This window comes from Saprospira sp. CCB-QB6 (assembly GCF_028464065.1).
Classification (GTDB): domain Bacteria; phylum Bacteroidota; class Bacteroidia; order Chitinophagales; family Saprospiraceae; genus Saprospira.
Map to the genome: position 1 here is coordinate 1,140,925 of NZ_CP116808.1, position 19,150 is coordinate 1,160,074.

A 19,150-nucleotide genomic window follows, 5' to 3' on the forward strand; every position below is an offset into this window, starting at 1 on the left:
CTGCCTTTTGATCGCTAGTTTTTGCAGAGCAAATAGCTAAAAGAAACTTTTCTCTTTAGGCTAGGACCTAAAAAGGGCCAGCTAAATAGCTGGCCCTAAATCTTATGGATCTAGCAGGGCGCAAAGCGCCCGCAGGCTGAGGGATGAGAGCAGGGCCGCCCTAGGCGGCAGCCCCAGGCGCTTTAGCGCCGCAGGGCCGAGCGAACAGCGAGCTGCGGACAGCCCGACCCGCCCGCAGGGCGGGGCAGCCCCAAAAAATAATCCTCCAATCCTAAAGCGATAACTCCCAACTCAAACCCGAAATATCGACTAATCTTAGGGCTTTGGCCTTAGCCGCCAGCCTTTTGCTAAGGGGCAGACTCAGGCGAGCCTTGGCCCCCAAGGGAACCACTAGGCTATGTGCCCCCGCCTTGATTTTAGCGGGATAAGCATTCTGAATTTGTTGGTCGGGCAGGCTAGAAAGCACCTTTTGGTCCCAGGTCTTTAGAACTTGCCCTCTCTCATCTAACAATTCAATCTGGATGATAAAGGAGCCATAGACATCTACGCCCTCTATGCGATAGAGCTCAAAGCTCAGACTATCGGCCTGAAGAAGCGGGGCTGATAGGGCCAATTTGGGCTTAACAGATTTGTTGTGTAGTTGCCCCCATAGGCCCGAATGAAAATATTGATTGGTATAAAGGGCGAGGGCCAAGATGAGCAAACTGCTCCATAAAACGGGCTTTTGGAAGCGTTCCCAGCGGATAGGGCCAGAGCTCCAGAACGACAGGTAACTGCTCCAGCCCCAATGCTCCAAAGCATAATGATCTAGGCTATAGCGGCCTCCGCCCGTCATAAATATACTGGCCCCAGCAGATACCCCCAAAATGCCAATTTGCCATTCATCTAGGCAGGTCGTGCCCAACCAGCCCGAACCCAGCAAAATGCCTAGGGCAAGGCCCAAAACGGCCAGACTCATCAGGCGACTTAAAAAGCCAAGCATAAAAAAGAGGCCCACAACACCCTCTACCAAAGTAAAAAAGAGCATGGCCCACCAGAGATAGGCGGGATGTTCGAGCAAAAACTCGATGATTGGGCCAATGCCTAGGGCCTGCGGCAAAAAATGGTTAAACTTGATGCCGATATAATTAGCCGCATCGGGGTCTAGCTTATTAGAGAGAATCAGGCGGCGCCAAAAAGCCGAGAAATAGGTCCACCCCACCACTAGGCGGAGGCCCAAATTAAAGACGCCCAATAATTTATAAGAAAGGAACTGCTGCCCATCTTGGGGCAAGGCTGTTGTTTGATTTGACATATAAATGAGTTTTTTTAATGAATGAATTGCTTAATTGCCAAGCATTCATCAACTCATTTTTCCATTGTTGGTAGAGCAGAAAGTAGGGTCGAGGAGGGCCTCGAGGGCCTTCGGCATCGAGCATAGCTCTATTTTTCCGCTTCATTTGGCTCAAAAAAAATAGCGAAGCCGAAGAAAGAGGCTTTGGACCTATTTTCTTTAGCTTCACTATCGTTTGGCTCCATTGCAGAAGCCTGTTTTCGCTTTTTTGTTCTGTTTTCGCACAGCTTAGGCCTTTGGCTTTTGCGGCCACAGCCGTGGGCAATTGGCCCAAACTGCTTTGCAGGGCCCAGCGCATTTTGCAAGGAGCCAGCAAGAGCAAGCTGCCCAAAAAGAGCAGGCCAATATATCTGCGAAGCCTTTTCATAGGCACAAACATAAGGCTTTATTCCTTGCGCTTTTCTTAGCTATTTGCTAAAGCTTTCCAAAAGTCCTTTAGCCCCTTCAAACAAGCTGTCTAGGGCTTTTTCCATTTGCCAGCCGGCTCGATTGCGGGGCTCTACATAATTGGAGATAGACCGCAGGGCCACAAAAGGCTGTTTGGCTTGCAGGCAGGCAAAGAAAAAGGCAGCGCCCTCCATACTCTCCAAATCGGCCTCGGGATATTTGGCCCGAATCTGCTCGATAGAATGGGCAGAACCATGGGCTTTATTGACCGTTAGGCCCGTAGCCAGGGGCAAAAACTCGCTTTCATCGGCCTGGGGATTATAAAGCCGCTTATTGATATAAGGCGGATTACTTGGTTCTAAGAGGCCCAAATCAAAGAGATCTAATAGGCGACCGTCTTTTTCCTCGGCCCCTAGGTCTCCTAAGATTTCGGCCCGAACGTGATAGAGCTGGCCCAAAACCAAATCGGGATTCAAGGCTCCAGCTACCCCTAGGTTAATCGCCAAATCGGGGGGATTTAAGAGGAGCTCTTGGCCCAAAGCATGGGCGGTATGCATACTGCCCACCCCAGTGATTAGGCAATGTAGTTCTAGTTGGCCTTGCTTAAAGCTACCCGCTCTGCGCTGGGGCTCCCAGTTTTTGTACAGCCATTGCAAAAGGGGCGAAATTTCTAGTTCGGTAGCGGCGACAATCAGGAGTTTCATAGTTGAGTGGCTTGTTCGGCGAGATATTCTTCTTGGCTGAGGCGGTCATAATAGCGCATCTTAAAGCGCTCATTTTCGAGGACCACTTGAGTGTGGCTAACCGTCTGCACAATGCCATTATTGCGGTACATCACTAGGCCATTTTCGATATCGCCTTGGCCACCTTCCTGATGAAACTGCCAAGCGGATTCTGGGCGGTAGATGCCTTGTTGGCCCTTCCAATCGCTAAACCAGCCCGCTCTTTGGGCCTGAATCGGAGCGGGATAAAGAGTGGCAGAAGACCAGATATAGGCTTCGGTGGGCATCAATTCTTCTACATGAGCCCTTTCCTCATCCCAGCGCAATTGGTACAAACTGCCTCGGTCATAAATGACCAAAGTAAAGGGTTCGATCCCTTCAAAATCATAGTGTTCAAAAAAGCTGGGCGCATCTTCATAATCAAAGAAATCGAGGACCAGCAGGCCACGGCTGCGCTTATAAGGCGGTTGGTGTTTATGTTTCACAAAGGCGCCATTGAGCAAACAAAGCAGGCGGCCATTATCCGAGGCGGCAATCCAAGTTCCCCCTTGGCTCGGCTCTTTGGGGTAAATCAACCCCTTTTCCTCATTCTTAAAAATCCCCTCGGGTTGGCGGCGGGGGCTCTCATCTCGGTTAGACGTCAGTACAAATTGGTCCTTGCCTAGGGGCAAGTAAGTTACGGTACACATAATATTATAAAGTTCTTGTTTTTCGGTTGGGGGTTGGGGATATTTTGGGGCTGCCCCGGCCAAGGGCCGGGTCGGGCTGTATCGGGGCTCGCTGTTCGCTCGGCCCTGCGCGGGCTTTGCCCGCTGGGTCTGCGGCTTCGCCGCCCCCCTTTCCATCCCTCAGCCGAGGCGCTTTGCGCCTGCTCGCTGCAAATTATTGGCCCAATAAAATTTGTTGGGGAAAGAGTTTTTTGAGGCGGGCATCATGGGTTACAATCAGCAGGCTAGCGTTTAGGGCTTCTGATTGTTCGCGGAGGAGTTGGGCCACTTCCTTGGCATTTTTATCGTCTAGGCTGGCCGTGGGTTCATCGGCGAGGATGAGTTGGGGGCGGCGCAGTAGCACTCTAGCAATAGCGATGCGTTGTTGTTCGCCTTGGCTTAATTGATGGGGTTTGGCCTTGCCTTTATCGGCTAGGCCTAGGCGGTCTAGCAACTGGGAAATGGCGTTTTTATCTTGTTTGATTTTGGCAAAATACTGAGCGGCTAGAAGGTTCTCTTCTACATTTAGGGAGCGGACCAGGTGGGCCTGTTGAAAGACGACGCCTACCTTTTGGCCTCTAAACTCATCTAATTGGCCCTTCATATTTTCTAGGGCTAGCTCTCCTAGGCGGATACTTCCGCTTTGTAATTTTCGGAGGCCAGCGATCAGGTGGAGCAGGGTGGTTTTGCCGCAGCCGGATTGGCCTAAGAGCAGGCGTTGTTCGCCGGCGGGGCAAGTAAAATTGGGAAAATCGATCTGTTTTCCATCGGGATATTGGTAACTAACATCTTGAACGTGTAGGTCCATAGGAAAGAAGTTTCTGGTCCAAAAAATGGCGGCTTTGCCGCCTTGGCCGCAGGCCAAACGGCCTAGGGGCGTGAAGGGGTGGCCGAAGGCCAGACCGAAGCGCGCAGCGCTGAAGGGCCGAGCGAATAGCGAGCCCCGGAACGTAGCGCCGCAGCTTGCTGCGGAGGCCCCAAAAGGGCATAAAAAAGGGGAGAACAGCGAACTGTCCTCCCCTCAAAAGTACAATATTTTGGCTTATTTCTGCAAAATAATGCGTTCGGTCAATACTTGCTCACCCACGATAATGCGAGCGAGATAAACGCCAGCGCTATAATTGGCTAGGTTAATTTGGTAGTTATGGTTACGGCCCAATTGGCTGGGGAAGCGTTGTACTTCTTGGCCATTGAGGTTAAAGATCGTCAATTGTACTTCTTCTTCCTTGGCTAGTTCAAGTTGAAGCTGAGCAACAGCTTGCGTAGGATTGGGGAAGAGGTTCAATTGGTTAAGGCCTTCAACTCCATTGATGTTAGTGGGTTGAGTATAAGCCACAGTGATAATTTGGCTAGTAGAGCAACCTACTCGATCGTAGACAGTAACTTCATACTGGCCAGAAACGAGGTTATTGATGCTAGCGGTAGTGTCTCCAGTATTCCAAACGATATAGTAAGGACCAACACCGCCAGAGACAGAAATATCGATAGAGCCAGCGAAGTCGCTGCTTTCGTTTACGATATTATCTACATTGATTGTCAAAGCGGGGTTAGCGCTAATTGTGTAGCTTTCGTCATAAGTACAGCCGATAGCGTCGGTAACGGTTACGCTATAAGTTTCGCCATCGAGGACGTTGCTTAGAGCGGCAGTAGTTGCGCCATTGCTCCAGTTGTAAGTATAGGGAGCTGTACCACCTTGTACGCCTGCTTGGAGGGTACCAGCATTGCCACAGTCTACACCATTAGCCACAAAGTTAAAGTTGATCGGGGCTGGGCCATTAACGGGATAAGTTTCGGTAAACTCACAGCCGTTATCGTCGGTAATTGTTACGGTATAAGTTCCAACATCTAGTCCAGAGATATCTTCAGTAGTAGCGCCAGTGGTCCAATCAAAAGAGAAAGGAGCGGTACCGCCAGTTAGGCTGATATCAACAGCACCGTTACCGTCCCGTCCGCAGCTAAGTGTGCTCAATTGAGCGCTAACTGTGGGGGCGGGAAAGAAAGAAATTTGGATAGAGTCGGTCAAAACACAACCATTTCCATCAGTCATGGTCACGGCGTATTGGCCTTCCACGCTAGTAATAATTCCGGGCACAGTTTCGCCAGTACTCCAGAGATAGCTTTGAGCGCCAGGTGCTGCGGCCAATCCAATAGGACTGCTTTCACAGATAGTTGCATCGGGGCCAAGGTCTAGGTTAGCGGTAGCGACAACTGTAGCCGTAACGGGGGTACGTGTTGTACCACCAGCACAAGAAGTGATCTCTGCATAATAAGTAGTAGATACTTGAAGAGCAGGAGTAGTAAATACGGGATCGGTAGACAAGAGTGTACCGCCAGTAGCTTGATCGTACCAGCTAATTCCGCCAGCGGGCATAGAGGTCAAGCTAGCGCTATTTCCTACACAAGTAGTGTCTCCCATGAAAGTGGGGTTAGGATTAGCGATGCTCACACAAACGTTTGCGGTATCGTTGCTTGCGTTAGCGTCGGCAGCTAGCTGTGTAATAATTTCGAAGCAATAGTTTCCGCCACCAGTAGTGTTAAAGGTACCTACAGTGAGAGTATCTTGAGCGGCAGAGGCTAGTGGACCTGCGTAAGTAGCGTTAAAGGTTTGCGTACCGTTGGGGCCGTTCAAATTTACGGTTACGGGTACATTGCTGATGCTGTTGCTCCCATTATTAGATAGCGTAATCACTAAAACTTCATTGGCGTTTTCGCAGGTTCCTACGCTAGGTGCGTCAACACCAACGGCTACGGCATCATCCGTAAAGATAGTAATCTCATCGGCTCCGATATCGGGCAAGCTTGTCCCTGCAGAGGGGCGAGTTTCTCCATCGATATCAGTGGCAACACCTACAAGGGCTCCAGCGGCGTTGAGTTGGATGTTTTGAACGTGTAGGTCAGTGTAGTTAGCGACAAACTGAGGGTCGATATCCAAAGAGTTGGCATCATAGCCATAGGGGCCAGAGGCCTGCCAAGTAGCCAAGTCATAAGTAGTTGTACCATAATCGATATGGTTAGTTCCGCTAGCCTTATAGAATACGTTATTATCCATAGCGGCCAAGGGCAGGGCATCTGCAGATTCGAAAGCGTAGGCAGAAGCATTATCGGCCACAAAGATATTATTACGAATATCTAGGTCGGTGGGGTCATTCATATAAAGACCAGAAGCGGAAGAGCTTCCAGAACCTACTAGTGTATTGTGCCAGATATCTACATATTGGATATCATCCATATAGAGTGCATCATCACTCTTAGAGAAGACAGTATTGTTGATAATCTGTCCACGGCGAGTGATAGCGCCATCGAAGTTACCATCAGAGATATAGATACCGTAATCTTCTGTCACTACACGGTTGTAGTTAATCGTAAAGTCCATAATATCGAAGCAATAGATTGCATCACTGAAAGTAGAGCCCACAGTTGTTTCAATCGTATTGTAGTTAATCTCGATAGAATCTTGGTCGTCGAGATAGATACCATAGTCATCAAAATCTACAATTGTATTGTTGATGATACGGTTGTATTTGTTGCGAGCGGCGCTAGCGCCTTCGATGTGAATTCCCATTTCACCACCAGTGATATAGTTATTCTCAATAAGAGTATAATTAGCATTATTACCCTCTGTATAGTCATTGGTATATTCTCCTGAAATAACCACAGGAATCACATCAAAGACAGAAGTTTGGAAAGTCGCTGAGATGTAGTTATTTCGGATGCTATTATGATCTGCACCATTGGTAAAATGTACAGCCCAACCATCATCTCCAGAAGCGGCAGTAGTCGCAATATTGAAGTTTTGTACCGTTACATAATCGACTTCATCAAACAACACAGTAGCATATTGGCTATTAGAAGCGTCATGTGTAAGGAAAGTAGTTGCGGTATCGCCACCATCAAAAGTAATAGTATTCGTCATACTTGCGCCAGTGATTTCTCCGACTAGGGCTAGTTGTTGCCCAGCATAGACGCCTGGAGCGACTTGGAAAGTGACGGCACCAGCCACACCACATTGGTAAAGGCGAGCAACGGCATCAGTAATAGCGGGAAAGTCAGAAGTGGGTGTACCCACAGTATAAGTACCAACTAGACCTTGGCAAAGCTCGGCATAGAGCGTATCATTGCTCATACGGTCATCGATTTGGCCGTTGGGCATGCTGGTCCAGAAAACAAAATCTACATTTTGTCCAGCGGGGAAGTTGATATTACTTAGGGTAACGTCTACTTCTTGCTGAGGTCCAACAGGAGCTCCAGTGTAGCCAATTGTTCCTTGAGTGGCACCGTTATAGGTCCAATCAATATTAAAAGTCGTTAAATCTTGTACACCAAAATTGCGTACACGTACAGTGACGGCTTGAAAGCCTGAAGTTAAAGGAGAGGTAGGGTTCACTAAAGCGACAACACCTGCGTCATTATCTTTAGGACGATATTCATCTGCTCCAATGTCTACAGTTGTTGCGCCTGTAAATGGACGAGATTCTCCGTCAATATCCACAGTAACGCCTAAGGTATTATCTCCTGCATCATTGGCAAAGGCTCCATCTACGTGTAGATCAGTTGGACCAAAAAATACAGGATCAGCTTCCACAGAGTTAGTACCATGGCCGAAAGTGTTACTATTTTGCCAAGTCACTACATCTACATAGTTAGATGTGCCGAACTGAATAAAGTTTGTTCCAGCGTTAAAGCGGAAGAACAAGTTGTGATCCATATCGGTTAGGGCCAAAGCATCAGCATGGCGGAAAACATAACCGAAGTCTGCAGTAAAGATATTGTTCACTACATTTACATCTAGCAAGTCATTACCATAGAATGAAGCACTAGTAGTACTCGTGCTTTTGTTCCAGGTACTATTATGGAAAACATCAGTCTCATTCACATCATCTAGATAAATGGCATAAGTACCTTCAGCGATAGACATGTTATTGATAATTTCTCCACGACGAGTAGGCGTAGCATCAAAGTTTCCGTCAGAAACATAGATACCATAATCTGGGGCATACACATTATTGCTATTGATACGGAAGTTCATCAAGTCAAAGCAATAAATTGCATCAGCATAGGTATAGCGAAGGTCATTCACGCTGTTTCCAATAATGTCTACAGAATCTTGGTCATCCATATAAATACCATAGTCATCTACACCTGAGATCGTATTATTCACAAAGCGGTTACCTATGTTGGGGGTTGCGCTAGCCCCCTCAAAGCGGATTCCATAGTCTCCTCCAGAAATAGCGTTACCTTGAATAAGGTTATAGTTTGCATTATCGCCTTCTGTATAGTTATTGATATAGCTTCCTGAAGCTAAAATCCCAATTACATCAAAAATACCTGATGTATAAGGCATTGTAATTTGGTTATTGAGGATTTGGTTATTATTGGCCGAATTAGTCAAGAATACCCCCCAAATATCTGTAGATCCAGTACTTTGAATACCTAAGTTTTGGATGCGTATCCACTCTACTCCATCAAGAGCAACGGTAGCATTACCATCTGTGCCAGAACCATCATGAGTTACAATAGTAGTGGCAGGGTTTCCACCATCAAAGGTTACCGTATTAGTTGCAGAAGCTCCTACAATAGGGCCAACCAAAGCAATGTTTTCTGTATAAGTACCAGGCTGAATATTAAACGTAACTGGACCACTAATTCCGCAGCTATACATCACAGCTACAGCATCTCCAATTGTGGCAAAATCGGCAGCAGCACCTCCTATAGTGTAGCTACCATTTAGGCTAGTACAAAATGTCAGCGTCAAAGTATCATTGCCAGGAAAGTTATCTGTATTGCCGTTGGGCAAAGAAGTCCAAGCTCTAATTGTCGTTGAACCAGTAGCAAAGTTGTAGTTACCTAAGTTCACATTTACGCTAGCCTGAGGTGCTACTAAAGTGCTATAATTTACCTGCGTTTGCATCACCCCATTCATTTCCCAGTCAATATTTACTGAGTTTAGGGCATTAGTTCCAAAGTTAGTCAACGTCACATCTACTGCTTGGTTACCAGCGATACCCGGTACTGTTGGTGCGACCAAAGCTGTAATTCCAGCATTATCTGGAACTGGAGCTGTTCCTGTAATACTGAAATCATCTAGGGTGAATCCGTCAGAACCTGTAGTACTAGTTGCTTCAAAGTTGTCGGACCAACCAAAACGCACTTGAAAAGTACTACTGACCAATTGACTATTGGCGGCTAAAATCGCATCAATATCAAATCCTGTTTCATTGAAGTAAGTCCCTAAAGTAGTATTTGCAGTCCAATCATAGATCTCAATCCAAGCATCAGTATTGCTACCACGGATCCAAACGCGATCTTCAGGGTGCACCTCATCACCATGATCCATCCACCAGAAGCTAAGTTCTAGATCATTAGATCCAAGGTAGGGGGATAAATCCCCTGTAAAGGTTAAATAAGAAATTCCTAAGGTACCACTTACTTCTGCATCTAATGTCATTGCTCGGCTACCTCCATGATAAAAGGCAGAGCCAGCATCTGTCCGAAGACGACAGTTCGTGGTATTTTCCTCAAATTCCCATTGGTATCCTGTACCTGTAAGGCCAGGAACAGGGTTGGTCGTGGCTACATAAGTACCCGCTGTGGCGCCCTCAAAATCCTCATTATAAGGGAGGCTTAGCTGAGCCTGCGAAGAGGTCCAACTAGCCAAAAACAGCGCTACACAGTAACCTAATTGTGTTAACGTTTTTCGCATCGTTTAAATTTAAGTTTGATGAAGAGTTATAAATTAGTGAAATCTTCCTAGGTAAAGTTAAGGATTTTTCAATTGAAAACAAACCCTCTTTAACGCCTATCCCTGTTACATAACATATCTTCATATTTTGTTTTTATTCTCTCCGCTAACTAGACCAATAAAGCCCTACTTTAGGAGCGAAGCGACTAGCTGAGGGATGGATAAAGGGGGGCGTAGGCCAGACCGAGCCGCTGTAAGCGGCGACAAAAAGGCTGAAGGCCGCAGTTCGATGACCGAAGGGAATAACGGCCGAGCGAGCAGCGATCCCTGACAACCAGCCCCTAAAGGGGCGCCAGTTCGACGACCAACGGGAGTACCCCGCCCGACCCGCCCTTCGGGCGGGGCAGCCCCAAAACAAACCCATATTCAAACAATAATATATTTCACTACACATCCTCAAAGACAAAAAAGCAGAAAAAAAAAAAAAGAAAAGCCTAGATATTGTTAGCTTAACAGCTAGAATTTAAAATAAGTCTTAATATATGTCTGCTCCGCCCAAAAAAGCGAAAAGAGTTATCGCTTGGTTTCGCCTAGATTTGCGACTACATGATAATGAAATGCTCACCGAAGCCCTGAAGGCTGGCGAGGAGGTGTACCCCGTCTATGTCTTTGATGAACGGACATTTAAGGGCAAAACGGAAGCAGGCTTTGCCAAAACGGGCCCCAGACGCTGCCAATTTATTATTGAGGCTGTGGCCGACCTGCGCCAACAACTGCAAGCCCTTGGCATTGATCTCATTATCCGTACAGGAAAGGCCGAAGAAGAGATTTTTCAGCTGGCCCAAGAACTCAAAACAGGCTGGGTGTTTTGCAACCGAGAAAAGACTTATGAGGAAGAAGTTCAACAAAATCGCTTAGAAGAAAAACTTTGGACGATTGGGCAAGAAATTCGGTTTTTTAGAGGCAAAATGCTCTACTACACCCAAGATCTCCCCTTCCCTATTGCCCATACACCCGATGTTTTTACTCAGTTTCGCAAGGAAGTTGAAAAGCTAACGCCTGTTCGAGAACCGCTCCCCAAACCCCAAAGTTTTGTTGCCTGGAGCCACCGATTAGCCCTGGGAGAACTTCCACAATTAAGCGATTTTGGCTGGGAAACGCCCCCCAAGGACGAACGTAGCGTGTTGCATTTTAAAGGCGGAGAAACTCAAGGTCTCAAACGCCTACATTATTACCTCTGGGAATCCGATGCGATCGCTAAATATAAAGAGACCCGCAACGGCCTGCTGGGCCCCGATTACTCTAGCAAATTCTCCCCCTGGCTCGCCCAAGGCTGCCTCTCCCCCAAACAAATTTATGCCGAGCTGAAACGCTACGAAAACGAACGGAAAAAGAATAAATCAACCTATTGGCTCTATTTTGAACTGCTCTGGCGCGATTTCTTCCGCCTTATGGGCAAAAAATATGGCCACCAAATTTTCTTATACACCGGACTCCGTGGCAAGAAGAAAAAATCACTCTCCAATAATATGCAGGCTTTTGAAAATTGGATGCTTGGCCAAACTGGGCAACCTTTTATCGATGCAAACATGAGAGAATTAGCCAAAACTGGCTTTATGTCCAACCGCGGCCGCCAAAATGTCGCTAGCTACCTGATCAACGACCTCAAAGTCAATTGGCAACTAGGTGCCGAATATTTCGAATCGACCCTAATTGACTATGATGTGACCAGCAACTGGGTCAATTGGCTCTACATCGCTGGCGTTGGCAACGACCCCAGAGAAGATCGCTATTTCAACCCCATCAGCCAAAGTAAACGCTACGATCCCGAAGGCGAATATATCAAATATTGGCTGCCCGAACTCCAAGAGGTGGATAGCCGCGATATCCACGAGCTGGATAGCCGCCAATTTATAACCAAAGAACCAAAGCAATAATATTCAAGGTCCAGCGCTTCTGCTGGACTTTTTTTATTTTCTGGGGCTGCCCCGCCCTGCAGGCGGGTCGGGCGGGGTACTCCCGTTGGTCGTCGAACTGGCGCCCCTTTAGGGGCTGGTTGTCAGGGCTCGCTATTCGCTCGGCCGTTACTCCCTTCGGTCATCGAACTGCGGCCTTCAGCCTTGTTGCCACCGCTTACAGCGGCTCGGTCTGGCCTACGCCCCCCCTTTTCCATCCCTCAGCCAAGGCGCTGCGCGCCTTTCTATACGCAACATTAAGCAAGCACAACAATGCCCTAAAACATTAAGAGAGATTTAAAAGTAAAAAAAGAGGCCTAAAGCCTTTCTAAAATGATTTAATTTTGGCCCAAGTTAGTAGAGCCTAAAAAAATGCCTATTTTAGGGCCCTTAAACACTAAAAAATAAAGGGAAAGCCCAACTCCCTTATATAATTAACATCCAAGCCCTTAAAAGGCTAAAAAAATAATACAGATGCAATCTTCGGCAGATATTCAAGCCCTGAACGAACGCATTTATGCAGAAAGCCATGTGATCGAACGCCTTTTGGCCGAAACCTCTAAGGTGATTATTGGCCAAGAATACATGATTGAGCGCCTCCTTATGGGCCTACTCACCAAAGGACACGTTCTTTTGGAAGGACTCCCCGGCTTGGCTAAAACCCTAGCGATCAACACCCTATCTAAGGCCATTGATGCAGAGTTTAAACGGATTCAATTTACCCCCGATTTGCTGCCTGCAGATATTTTGGGGACCATGATTTACAATCCCGCCAACAACAGCTTTTCTGTCCGTAAAGGCCCCATTTTCGCCAATTTCATCCTCGCCGATGAGATTAACCGTGCCCCCGCTAAGGTCCAATCCGCCCTGCTAGAAGCCATGCAAGAGCGACAAGTCACAATTGGCGAAAAAACCTATAAACTGCAAGAGCCCTTTTTGGTCCTCGCTACCCAAAACCCCATCGAGCAAGAAGGAACTTATCCCTTGCCCGAAGCCCAAACCGACCGCTTTATGCTCAAGGCCAAAATTGGCTATCCCAAAAAGAGCGAGGAACGCCAAATTATCCGCCTGAATATGAGCGGAGAATTTAGCCAGGTCCAAAAAGTAGCCAGCATTGAAGATATTTTGCGCGCCCGCAAAACCGTCCGAGAAGTCTATATGGACGAACGCATCGAGCAATATATTCTGGACCTCGTTTTTGCTAGCCGATTCCCCAAAGAACACGGCCTCGCCCATCTAGAAGATCTCATTACTTATGGCGGTTCGCCTCGAGCAAGTATCAACCTGGCCCTAGCGGCCAAAGCACAAGCCTATATGCGCCGCAGAGGCTATGTGATTCCAGAAGATGTACAAGCCATCGCACCCGATGTGCTCCGCCACCGTATCGGTCTAAGCTATGAAGCCCAAGCCGAAAATATTAGCCAAGAAGATATTATTGAACAACTCCTCAACACGGTAAAGGTCCCTTAAACATGAGCCAGCAAGTTCGAGATTTAATCAAGAAAGTGCGCAAAATTGAGTTAAGGACCAGAGGCCTTTCTGCTATGGCCTTTTCGGGCAGCTACAAAACCCATTTCAAGGGTCGAGGGATGTCCTTTAGCGAGCTGCGCAGCTACCAATATGGAGATGATATCCGAAACATTGATTGGAATGTGACGGCCCGCACGGGCACGCCCTATATCAAGGTTTTTGAGGAAGAGAGAGAGCAAAATTTTATGCTTTTGGTCGATGTCAGTGCCTCGACCAATTTTGGTAGCCACGATATCAATAAACGGGAGTTTATGGCTGAGCTGGGCGCCACTTTGGCCCTAGCCGCTATCCGAAATAACGATAAGGTGGGCGTCATCTTTTTTTCCGATAAGATTGAGCAATATTTGCCCCCCAAAAAAGGGCAAAATCACGGCCTGCGCATTATCCGCGAGCTGTTGCAATGCCAATCAGAAAGTCCACATACCGATATTGACCAAGCCCTCCGCTACCTGACGGGCCTAGTGCGCAAGCGCTGCACGGCCTTCCTCTTGTCCGATTTTTTGGACCCCAATTATGGGCGCTACCTCAAGGTGGCCGCTAGCCGACACGATTTGGTGGGCCTGCAGGTCTATGATCCCCGAGAAGTAGAACTTCCCAATTTGGGCCTTTTGCCCATTCGAGATGCCGAAACAGGCAATTGGCGCTGGATAGATAGCGCCTCACCCAACGTTCGCCAAGCTTATAAAGAGCGCTTTGAGCAACAAACGCAAACTTTTAAAGAGCAGTTTGGCAAATTGGGCATCGATTCGCTCAGTTTGTGCACCGACCAACCCTTTGTGGGGGCGCTACGGCAGTTTTTCCAAGAACGCCCCGCCTTATAAATGACCAGAAAATACCATGATGCACCGCCCTTTGTGGATACGCTATATATATTATTGTTTTTATCCTATGATGAGTAGGATTTGGGGCCTCCTGCCTGCGGCAGGCGCTACCTTCGGCAGCTCGCAGGTCTGCTCGGCCCTGCGGCCCAAGGGCCTTGGTCTGCGGCTGCGCCGCACTGCCTACGATCGCTAGGCCAGGCCAGCCCTTGGCCTATTAGCGAGCTACAAACCGCAAAAACCAAGGATAGCCAAAGCGAAGAACTTCATTGGCTGAGGGATGGAAAGCAGTGGCCGCAGGCCAGACCGAGGCGCTTTGCGCCGAAGGGCCGAGCGAATAGCGAGCTGCGACAACCAGCCCGCCGCAAGGGCCAAAGGCCCGCAGCGGAGGCCCCAAATTATCGCCTTTATTATTGCCTTATTGCTGCCTGTATTGGGCTATGCCCAGCCCGTCGTCACCTTTTCTGCCGATAGCACCGAGCTTTTGATTGGAGACCAATTGACGGCCAAAATGCGCTTGGAGAGTCGAGAAGAATTGCTGGTGCGCTTGCCCAATCCCACGGAATATTGGGATAATAAATCGGTGGAAATCATTCGGCTTTCGGAGCAATTGGAGGAAACTAGCCCTGAGGGCCTCAATAGTTTTGAGAAAAAAATTACGCTGACTTTTTGGGATACGGGCCATTATCAGTTGCCTGATTTACCTTTTGTCTATCAAAAAGATGGAAAAGTAGACAGCATTTGGGTACAGGTTCCGATGATTCTGGTGAAATTTCCGGCAGGTATTCGGGGCGATTCTACTTATATGGCCCCCATTAAGGATATTATGGAGGAACCTCAGAGTTTTATGGAAAAACTGCTCGAATGGTTCTTTACTTATTTGCCCATTATTGCGGTGATTCTGCTGATCTTCTTTTTGGGTGGTTTGGGCTTTTTGGCTTATCTGCTGTACAAAAAGGCGCAGGAGCGCAAGGGACGAAAATCCCCAGAGCAACTGGCTCGTATGGAATTAGAGCGGCTTTTGGCCAAGGAGCATTTGGAGCGAAACGAGTGGGCGGACTATCACACGGGCATAAGTTGGATTATTCGCACTTATTTGCATCGTCGATTTAAAATTAAGGCATTAGAGGCGACGACCAATCAGCTTTTGGCTCAGGTGAGTTACGATCAGTTGGAGCAAACCTTAATTTTGGACCTTCGAGAAGTTTTGGAGACGGCGGATTTGGTCAAATATGCCAAAGCCTCTCCCTTGGCCGCAGCTAATGATTTTGCCTTAAAATTTATTCATAAAATGTTGGAATATGTAGAGCAGCAGGAAGCGCTCCGCAATAGTTCAAATTAAGCTAGAGCATGTCCGATCTTTCATCTATTATTTTTGCACAAGCTTGGGTCTTGCTTCTTTTGCCCTTATTGCCTTTCCTTTGGTATTGGCGAAAACGGACCCATTATTATGCAGATCTAGAGTTATCTTCTACGGCAGGTTTGGGCCAAACCCAGAGCTGGCGCAGTCGTTTGCGTCCGTTATTGCCTTGGTTACAAATTTTGGTCTTAGCCCTGTTAGTTTTGGCCCTAGCTCGTCCCCAAAAAGTATTGGTCAAAGAGAGCATCAAGGCTGATGGGATAGATATTGTTGTCGCCTTAGATGTATCGAGTAGTATGTTGGCTCGTGACTTCAAGGAAGATCGTTTGGATGCTTCAAAGCGGGTTGTTCAAAGTTTTGTTGATCAGCGGCCTTATGATCGTTTGGGGCTTGTTCTTTTTGCGGGTCGCAGTTATACACAATGTCCATTAACCACAGATCATGGCATGCTCAAGCAGTTGATTAGTCGGGTAGAATGCGGCTTAATTGAAGAGGGCACGGCCATTGGGATGGGCTTGGCCAATGCGGTGCGTCGTTTACAAAAAAGCCAAGTTAAAAGTAAAGTCATTATCTTATTGACAGATGGCGTTAATAATGCGGGACGGATTCCGCCTTTACAAGCGGTAGAAGCCGCCAAAAAGCTGGGCATTAAAGTCTATACGATTGGCGTAGGGACCAGAGGGCGGGCCTTGGCGCCCATTTACCGCAAAGCCAATGGCAGCTTTGTCTTTAGTCCAACAGAAGTAGAAATTGACGAACAGCTCTTGCAGCAGATTGCGCAGAGCACCAACGGCCTTTACTTTCGGGCCACAGATGAAAAAAGCTTAGAGAAAATTTACGCTCAGATTGACAAATTGGAGCGTTCAAAAATTGAGAAAGAGACCTTTACTCGTCATAAAGAGCTTTATCATTATTTTCTATTTTTAGCGGTTCTTATGCTGCTGCTTCATCTTATTCTTCAACAAACCGTATTGCGTAGCATCGTCCAATAGTTTTATTATGCAGTTTGAATCTCCCAGTTTGCTGGCCCTACTAGTCTGCATTCCCCTAATTATCATTCTTTTTATTAGGGCGCAGCGGGTCAATGCCCAAATTCGGGCGCGTTTTGGCAGTTGGGCTGCTTTTCAGCGGATGATCCCTGCTTTTGCTCCTGGGCGAAACAGGCTCAAGTTTGCTTTGGCTAGCTTGGCCCTCAGTCTTATGATTTTGGCTTGGGCCAACCCAAGAATGGGAAGTCGGAGCCGTAAAGTAGAGCGGGCTGGCGTAGATGTTTATTTGGCGCTGGACCTTTCTCGGAGTATGTGGGCCAAGGATGTACAACCTAAGGGATTGGACCGTTTAGAAAAGGCTCGTTTGTTTAGCTTAGAGCTCTTGCAAGGGTTAGCCAATAATCGAGTGGGACTCATCTTCTTTGCAGGAGAAGCCTTTTTGCAAATGCCTTTGACCTTAGATCATAGTTCGGCTCAGGTTTTCCTTTATAATGGTTTGGAAGAGGTTGAATTGGTACAGGGAAGTACGCCTGAAAAAGTATTAGAATTGGTCCAGAAATCGGAAATTCAACCAGATGGCAAACAGCATCAGAAAGCAGTTGTTTTTGTTACTGATGGAGAAGAGCATAACCCCAAAGCCTTGGAAGCGGCCAAACAGGCCCGCCAAAATGGCATTTTTACTTATACGATTAGTGTAGGCTCTAGTCAAGGGGCCAAAATTCCTTTGCAAAGAGAAAATGAGTTAGGTTTTCACCAAGATAAGCGAGGAGAGGAAGTGGTAACCGCCACCAATAAAAAGATGTTGGCCGAATTGGCCCAAGTGGGCGGCGGCAGAGCCTTTGATATTGACCAAGGGAAAAATATTTTGCCCGCCTTGCTCCAAGATTTTAAAAAGCTGGAGCAGCAGGAATTTGATGAACTACAATATGATGATTTTGATAGCTATTATCAATATTTGTTGGCTCCTGCCCTACTCTTCCTCTTCTTTGAGTTTTTTCTGGCCTACCGTAAAAAATCATAAGCGATGAGAATAATTATTTTTTTTCTGCTAGCGCTGCCCTTTGGGCTATTGGCCCAAGAATCTTCTCGTAAGAATCTAATTGAGGGGAATAAATACTATCGCTCTGGAGAGCAAGAAAAGGCGGGACAAAGTTATCAGAAGGCGCTGCAAACGGACCAAAACAATAGTAAGGCTTGGTATAATCTGGGCAATGTATTATATAATGCTCAAAATTATGAAGAAGCCGTAGAGCATTATAAACAAGCCATTCAGCAGGCAGAAAACCCTGAGATTGAAGCTAGGGCCTACCACAATTTAGGCAATGTTTACGCTAAAGAACAAAAGCTAAAAGAAGCGGTAGAATCCTATAAAAATGCGCTGCGCATTCGGCCCAAAGATGTAGAGACCAAACACAACTTGGCCCAGGTACTGCGGACCATCAAGCAGCAGCAGCCCCCTCCCCCCAAGCCCAAAGATGACGAAAAGAAAGAACAAGAAGAACAAGAATCTCCCCCTCCAGATGAAATGTCGAAAGATGAGGTGGAACGCATGATGGAGATGATTGAGAAAGAAGATAAAGACACCCAAAAGGAAAAGAAAAAGCAACCTAAAAATCGCCAAAATCCAGAAAAAGACTGGTAAGCAAATTGTATTTATAATGAGCTGGAGGCCTAGACAGGCGGCTCCAAGATGTTATTCTTCATTTTTAAATTCAACTGCATAATGAAAACGCTTTTTAGTACTTTGATGGGGCTATTTTTGGCCCTTGGGCTGCAGGCCCAAATGCCCAGCATTTCTTTGGAAATTCCTTATGATACGGTAGGAACCGAAGATGTTTTTCAATTGCACTACCATATTCAAAATGGGGGGCAAGTAGATTTCCAACAACCCAACTTTATTGATTTTGAGGTAATTGGCACATCTAGTAGTAGCCAAACTTCTATTATCAATGGGCAGAAAAGCAGCAAAACGACCTATAGTTTTAGCCTAAAGGCCCGTTATGCGGGTTATTTGGCCCTACCTGCGGCTACGGCCCTTATTGATGGACAGAGCTATAGCAGTCCCAATGGTTCTGTATTCGTGGTAGAGGGTCCATTGAGAGGAAATGGCCAAAAAGGCAATTTCTTTGGCTTCTCGCCTTTCTCTGAAGAGTCTCCTTTTGGTCAGGGGTTTAATATGCAGCCCGATGATTTCAATTTGGACAACTTCAACCTAGATCAATTTAATTTTGACAATTTTGATATGCAGGGTTTTGGCAACTTGAGTGATGCCAAAATGCAAGAATTGATGCAGCGGCAGCAAGAGCTCATGCAGCGTTATCTGCAAAATCCCGACTCCTTGCTCAAGCAACTCGATCCGCAACTTAGAAATATGGACCAAGAATTTGAGCAGCTTTTCCGCCAAATGGAGGATCAGTTTCCAGGTTTGTTGGGGCCCGACAGCCAACCCCAAAAACAACCCAAAGAGCAGAAAACTTATCGGCTTTAGGGAAAAGGGCTTGGCCAAGCGCAGGCTGGCCTAGCGATGTGGAAGGGTGGCCCGAAGGGCCAGACCCAGCCGCCGAAGGCGGCGCAGGGCCGAGCAGAACTGCGAGCCCTGAAACGTAGCGCCGCAGCTTGCTGCGGAGGCCCCAAATCAATATCTAAGTCAACAACTACCAGATTAAATCA

At 47.2% G+C, this 19,150-nt stretch carries 13 protein-coding genes; 8 read left to right on the top strand and 5 right to left on the bottom strand.

Annotated elements, in window-relative coordinates; all coding sequences use genetic code 11:
- Positions 1 to 271: 271 nt before the first annotated feature.
- The 5 genes from PPO43_RS04380 to PPO43_RS04400 all read right to left on the bottom strand — a co-directional run bounded on the left by PPO43_RS04380 (position 272) and on the right by PPO43_RS04400 (position 9,849).
- Positions 272 to 1,294 carry a TQO small subunit DoxD gene (locus tag PPO43_RS04380; RefSeq protein ID WP_272620592.1) on the bottom strand — a complete coding sequence of 341 codons (1,023 nt, stop codon included), beginning with the start codon at positions 1,292 to 1,294 and terminating at the stop codon, positions 272 to 274.
- Between the two features lie 446 nt (positions 1,295 to 1,740).
- Positions 1,741 to 2,424 (bottom strand): futalosine hydrolase, encoded by a 684-nt coding sequence (gene mqnB / locus PPO43_RS04385; RefSeq protein ID WP_272620593.1) that lies wholly within the window; start codon positions 2,422 to 2,424, stop codon positions 1,741 to 1,743.
- Positions 2,421 to 3,131: an NRDE family protein gene (locus PPO43_RS04390; protein WP_272620594.1), complete on the bottom strand. Its 711-nt coding sequence runs from the start codon at positions 3,129 to 3,131 to the stop codon at positions 2,421 to 2,423. Before PPO43_RS04390 ends, mqnB begins: the two co-directional genes overlap by 4 nt.
- A 193-nt stretch (positions 3,132 to 3,324) precedes the next feature.
- Positions 3,325 to 3,957 (bottom strand): ABC transporter ATP-binding protein, encoded by a 633-nt coding sequence (locus PPO43_RS04395; protein WP_272620595.1) that lies wholly within the window; start codon positions 3,955 to 3,957, stop codon positions 3,325 to 3,327.
- A gap of 234 nt (positions 3,958 to 4,191) precedes the next feature.
- Positions 4,192 to 9,849 carry an Ig-like domain-containing protein gene (locus PPO43_RS04400; protein ID WP_272620596.1) on the bottom strand — a complete coding sequence of 1,886 codons (5,658 nt, stop codon included), beginning with the start codon at positions 9,847 to 9,849 and terminating at the stop codon, positions 4,192 to 4,194.
- A gap of 521 nt (positions 9,850 to 10,370) precedes the next feature.
- Between PPO43_RS04400 and PPO43_RS04405 the strand changes: the two genes are divergently transcribed.
- From PPO43_RS04405 to PPO43_RS04440, 8 genes are all read left to right on the top strand, one after another.
- Entirely contained in the window at positions 10,371 to 11,765 is a 1,395-nt protein-coding gene (locus tag PPO43_RS04405; protein ID WP_272620597.1) for a DASH family cryptochrome, read from the top strand.
- A 492-nt stretch (positions 11,766 to 12,257) separates the two neighbouring features.
- The gene (locus tag PPO43_RS04410) at positions 12,258 to 13,253 is read left to right on the top strand and encodes an AAA family ATPase (protein ID WP_272620598.1); all 996 of its coding nucleotides are present in this window, start codon (positions 12,258 to 12,260) and stop codon (positions 13,251 to 13,253) included.
- 2 nt (positions 13,254 to 13,255) lie between these two features.
- A complete protein-coding gene (locus PPO43_RS04415; RefSeq protein WP_272620599.1) occupies positions 13,256 to 14,134 on the top strand; it encodes a DUF58 domain-containing protein in 879 nt (292 codons plus the stop codon).
- Between the two features lie 418 nt (positions 14,135 to 14,552).
- Positions 14,553 to 15,473 (top strand): hypothetical protein, encoded by a 921-nt coding sequence (locus PPO43_RS04420; RefSeq protein WP_272620600.1) that lies wholly within the window; start codon positions 14,553 to 14,555, stop codon positions 15,471 to 15,473.
- Between the two features lie 8 nt (positions 15,474 to 15,481).
- Entirely contained in the window at positions 15,482 to 16,483 is a 1,002-nt protein-coding gene (locus PPO43_RS04425) for a vWA domain-containing protein (protein WP_272620601.1), read from the top strand.
- Positions 16,484 to 16,490: 7 nt separating this feature from the next.
- Positions 16,491 to 17,501 (top strand): vWA domain-containing protein, encoded by a 1,011-nt coding sequence (locus tag PPO43_RS04430; RefSeq protein WP_272620602.1) that lies wholly within the window; start codon positions 16,491 to 16,493, stop codon positions 17,499 to 17,501.
- Between the two features lie 3 nt (positions 17,502 to 17,504).
- Positions 17,505 to 18,122 (top strand): tetratricopeptide repeat protein, encoded by a 618-nt coding sequence (locus PPO43_RS04435; protein WP_272620603.1) that lies wholly within the window; start codon positions 17,505 to 17,507, stop codon positions 18,120 to 18,122.
- Between the two features lie 81 nt (positions 18,123 to 18,203).
- Positions 18,204 to 18,968, top strand: a complete 765-nt coding sequence (locus PPO43_RS04440; RefSeq protein WP_272620604.1) for a BatD family protein — start codon at positions 18,204 to 18,206, stop codon at positions 18,966 to 18,968.
- Positions 18,969 to 19,150 lie beyond the last annotated feature (182 nt).

Excerpts from the sequence above, each read along its gene's own strand:
- PPO43_RS04380 (WP_272620592.1), bottom strand. The coding sequence starts at position 1,294 with ATGTCAAATCAAACAACAGCCTTGCCCCAAGATGGGCAGCAGTTCCTT.
- mqnB (WP_272620593.1), bottom strand. The coding sequence starts at position 2,424 with ATGAAACTCCTGATTGTCGCCGCTACCGAACTAGAAATTTCGCCCCTT.
- PPO43_RS04390 (WP_272620594.1), bottom strand. The coding sequence starts at position 3,131 with ATGTGTACCGTAACTTACTTGCCCCTAGGCAAGGACCAATTTGTACTG.
- PPO43_RS04395 (WP_272620595.1), bottom strand. The coding sequence starts at position 3,957 with ATGGACCTACACGTTCAAGATGTTAGTTACCAATATCCCGATGGAAAA.
- PPO43_RS04400 (WP_272620596.1), bottom strand. The coding sequence starts at position 9,849 with ATGCGAAAAACGTTAACACAATTAGGTTACTGTGTAGCGCTGTTTTTG.
- PPO43_RS04405 (WP_272620597.1), top strand. The coding sequence starts at position 10,371 with ATGTCTGCTCCGCCCAAAAAAGCGAAAAGAGTTATCGCTTGGTTTCGC.
- PPO43_RS04410 (WP_272620598.1), top strand. The coding sequence starts at position 12,258 with ATGCAATCTTCGGCAGATATTCAAGCCCTGAACGAACGCATTTATGCA.
- PPO43_RS04415 (WP_272620599.1), top strand. The coding sequence starts at position 13,256 with ATGAGCCAGCAAGTTCGAGATTTAATCAAGAAAGTGCGCAAAATTGAG.
- PPO43_RS04425 (WP_272620601.1), top strand. The coding sequence starts at position 15,482 with ATGTCCGATCTTTCATCTATTATTTTTGCACAAGCTTGGGTCTTGCTT.
- PPO43_RS04430 (WP_272620602.1), top strand. The coding sequence starts at position 16,491 with ATGCAGTTTGAATCTCCCAGTTTGCTGGCCCTACTAGTCTGCATTCCC.
- PPO43_RS04435 (WP_272620603.1), top strand. The coding sequence starts at position 17,505 with ATGAGAATAATTATTTTTTTTCTGCTAGCGCTGCCCTTTGGGCTATTG.
- PPO43_RS04440 (WP_272620604.1), top strand. The coding sequence starts at position 18,204 with ATGAAAACGCTTTTTAGTACTTTGATGGGGCTATTTTTGGCCCTTGGG.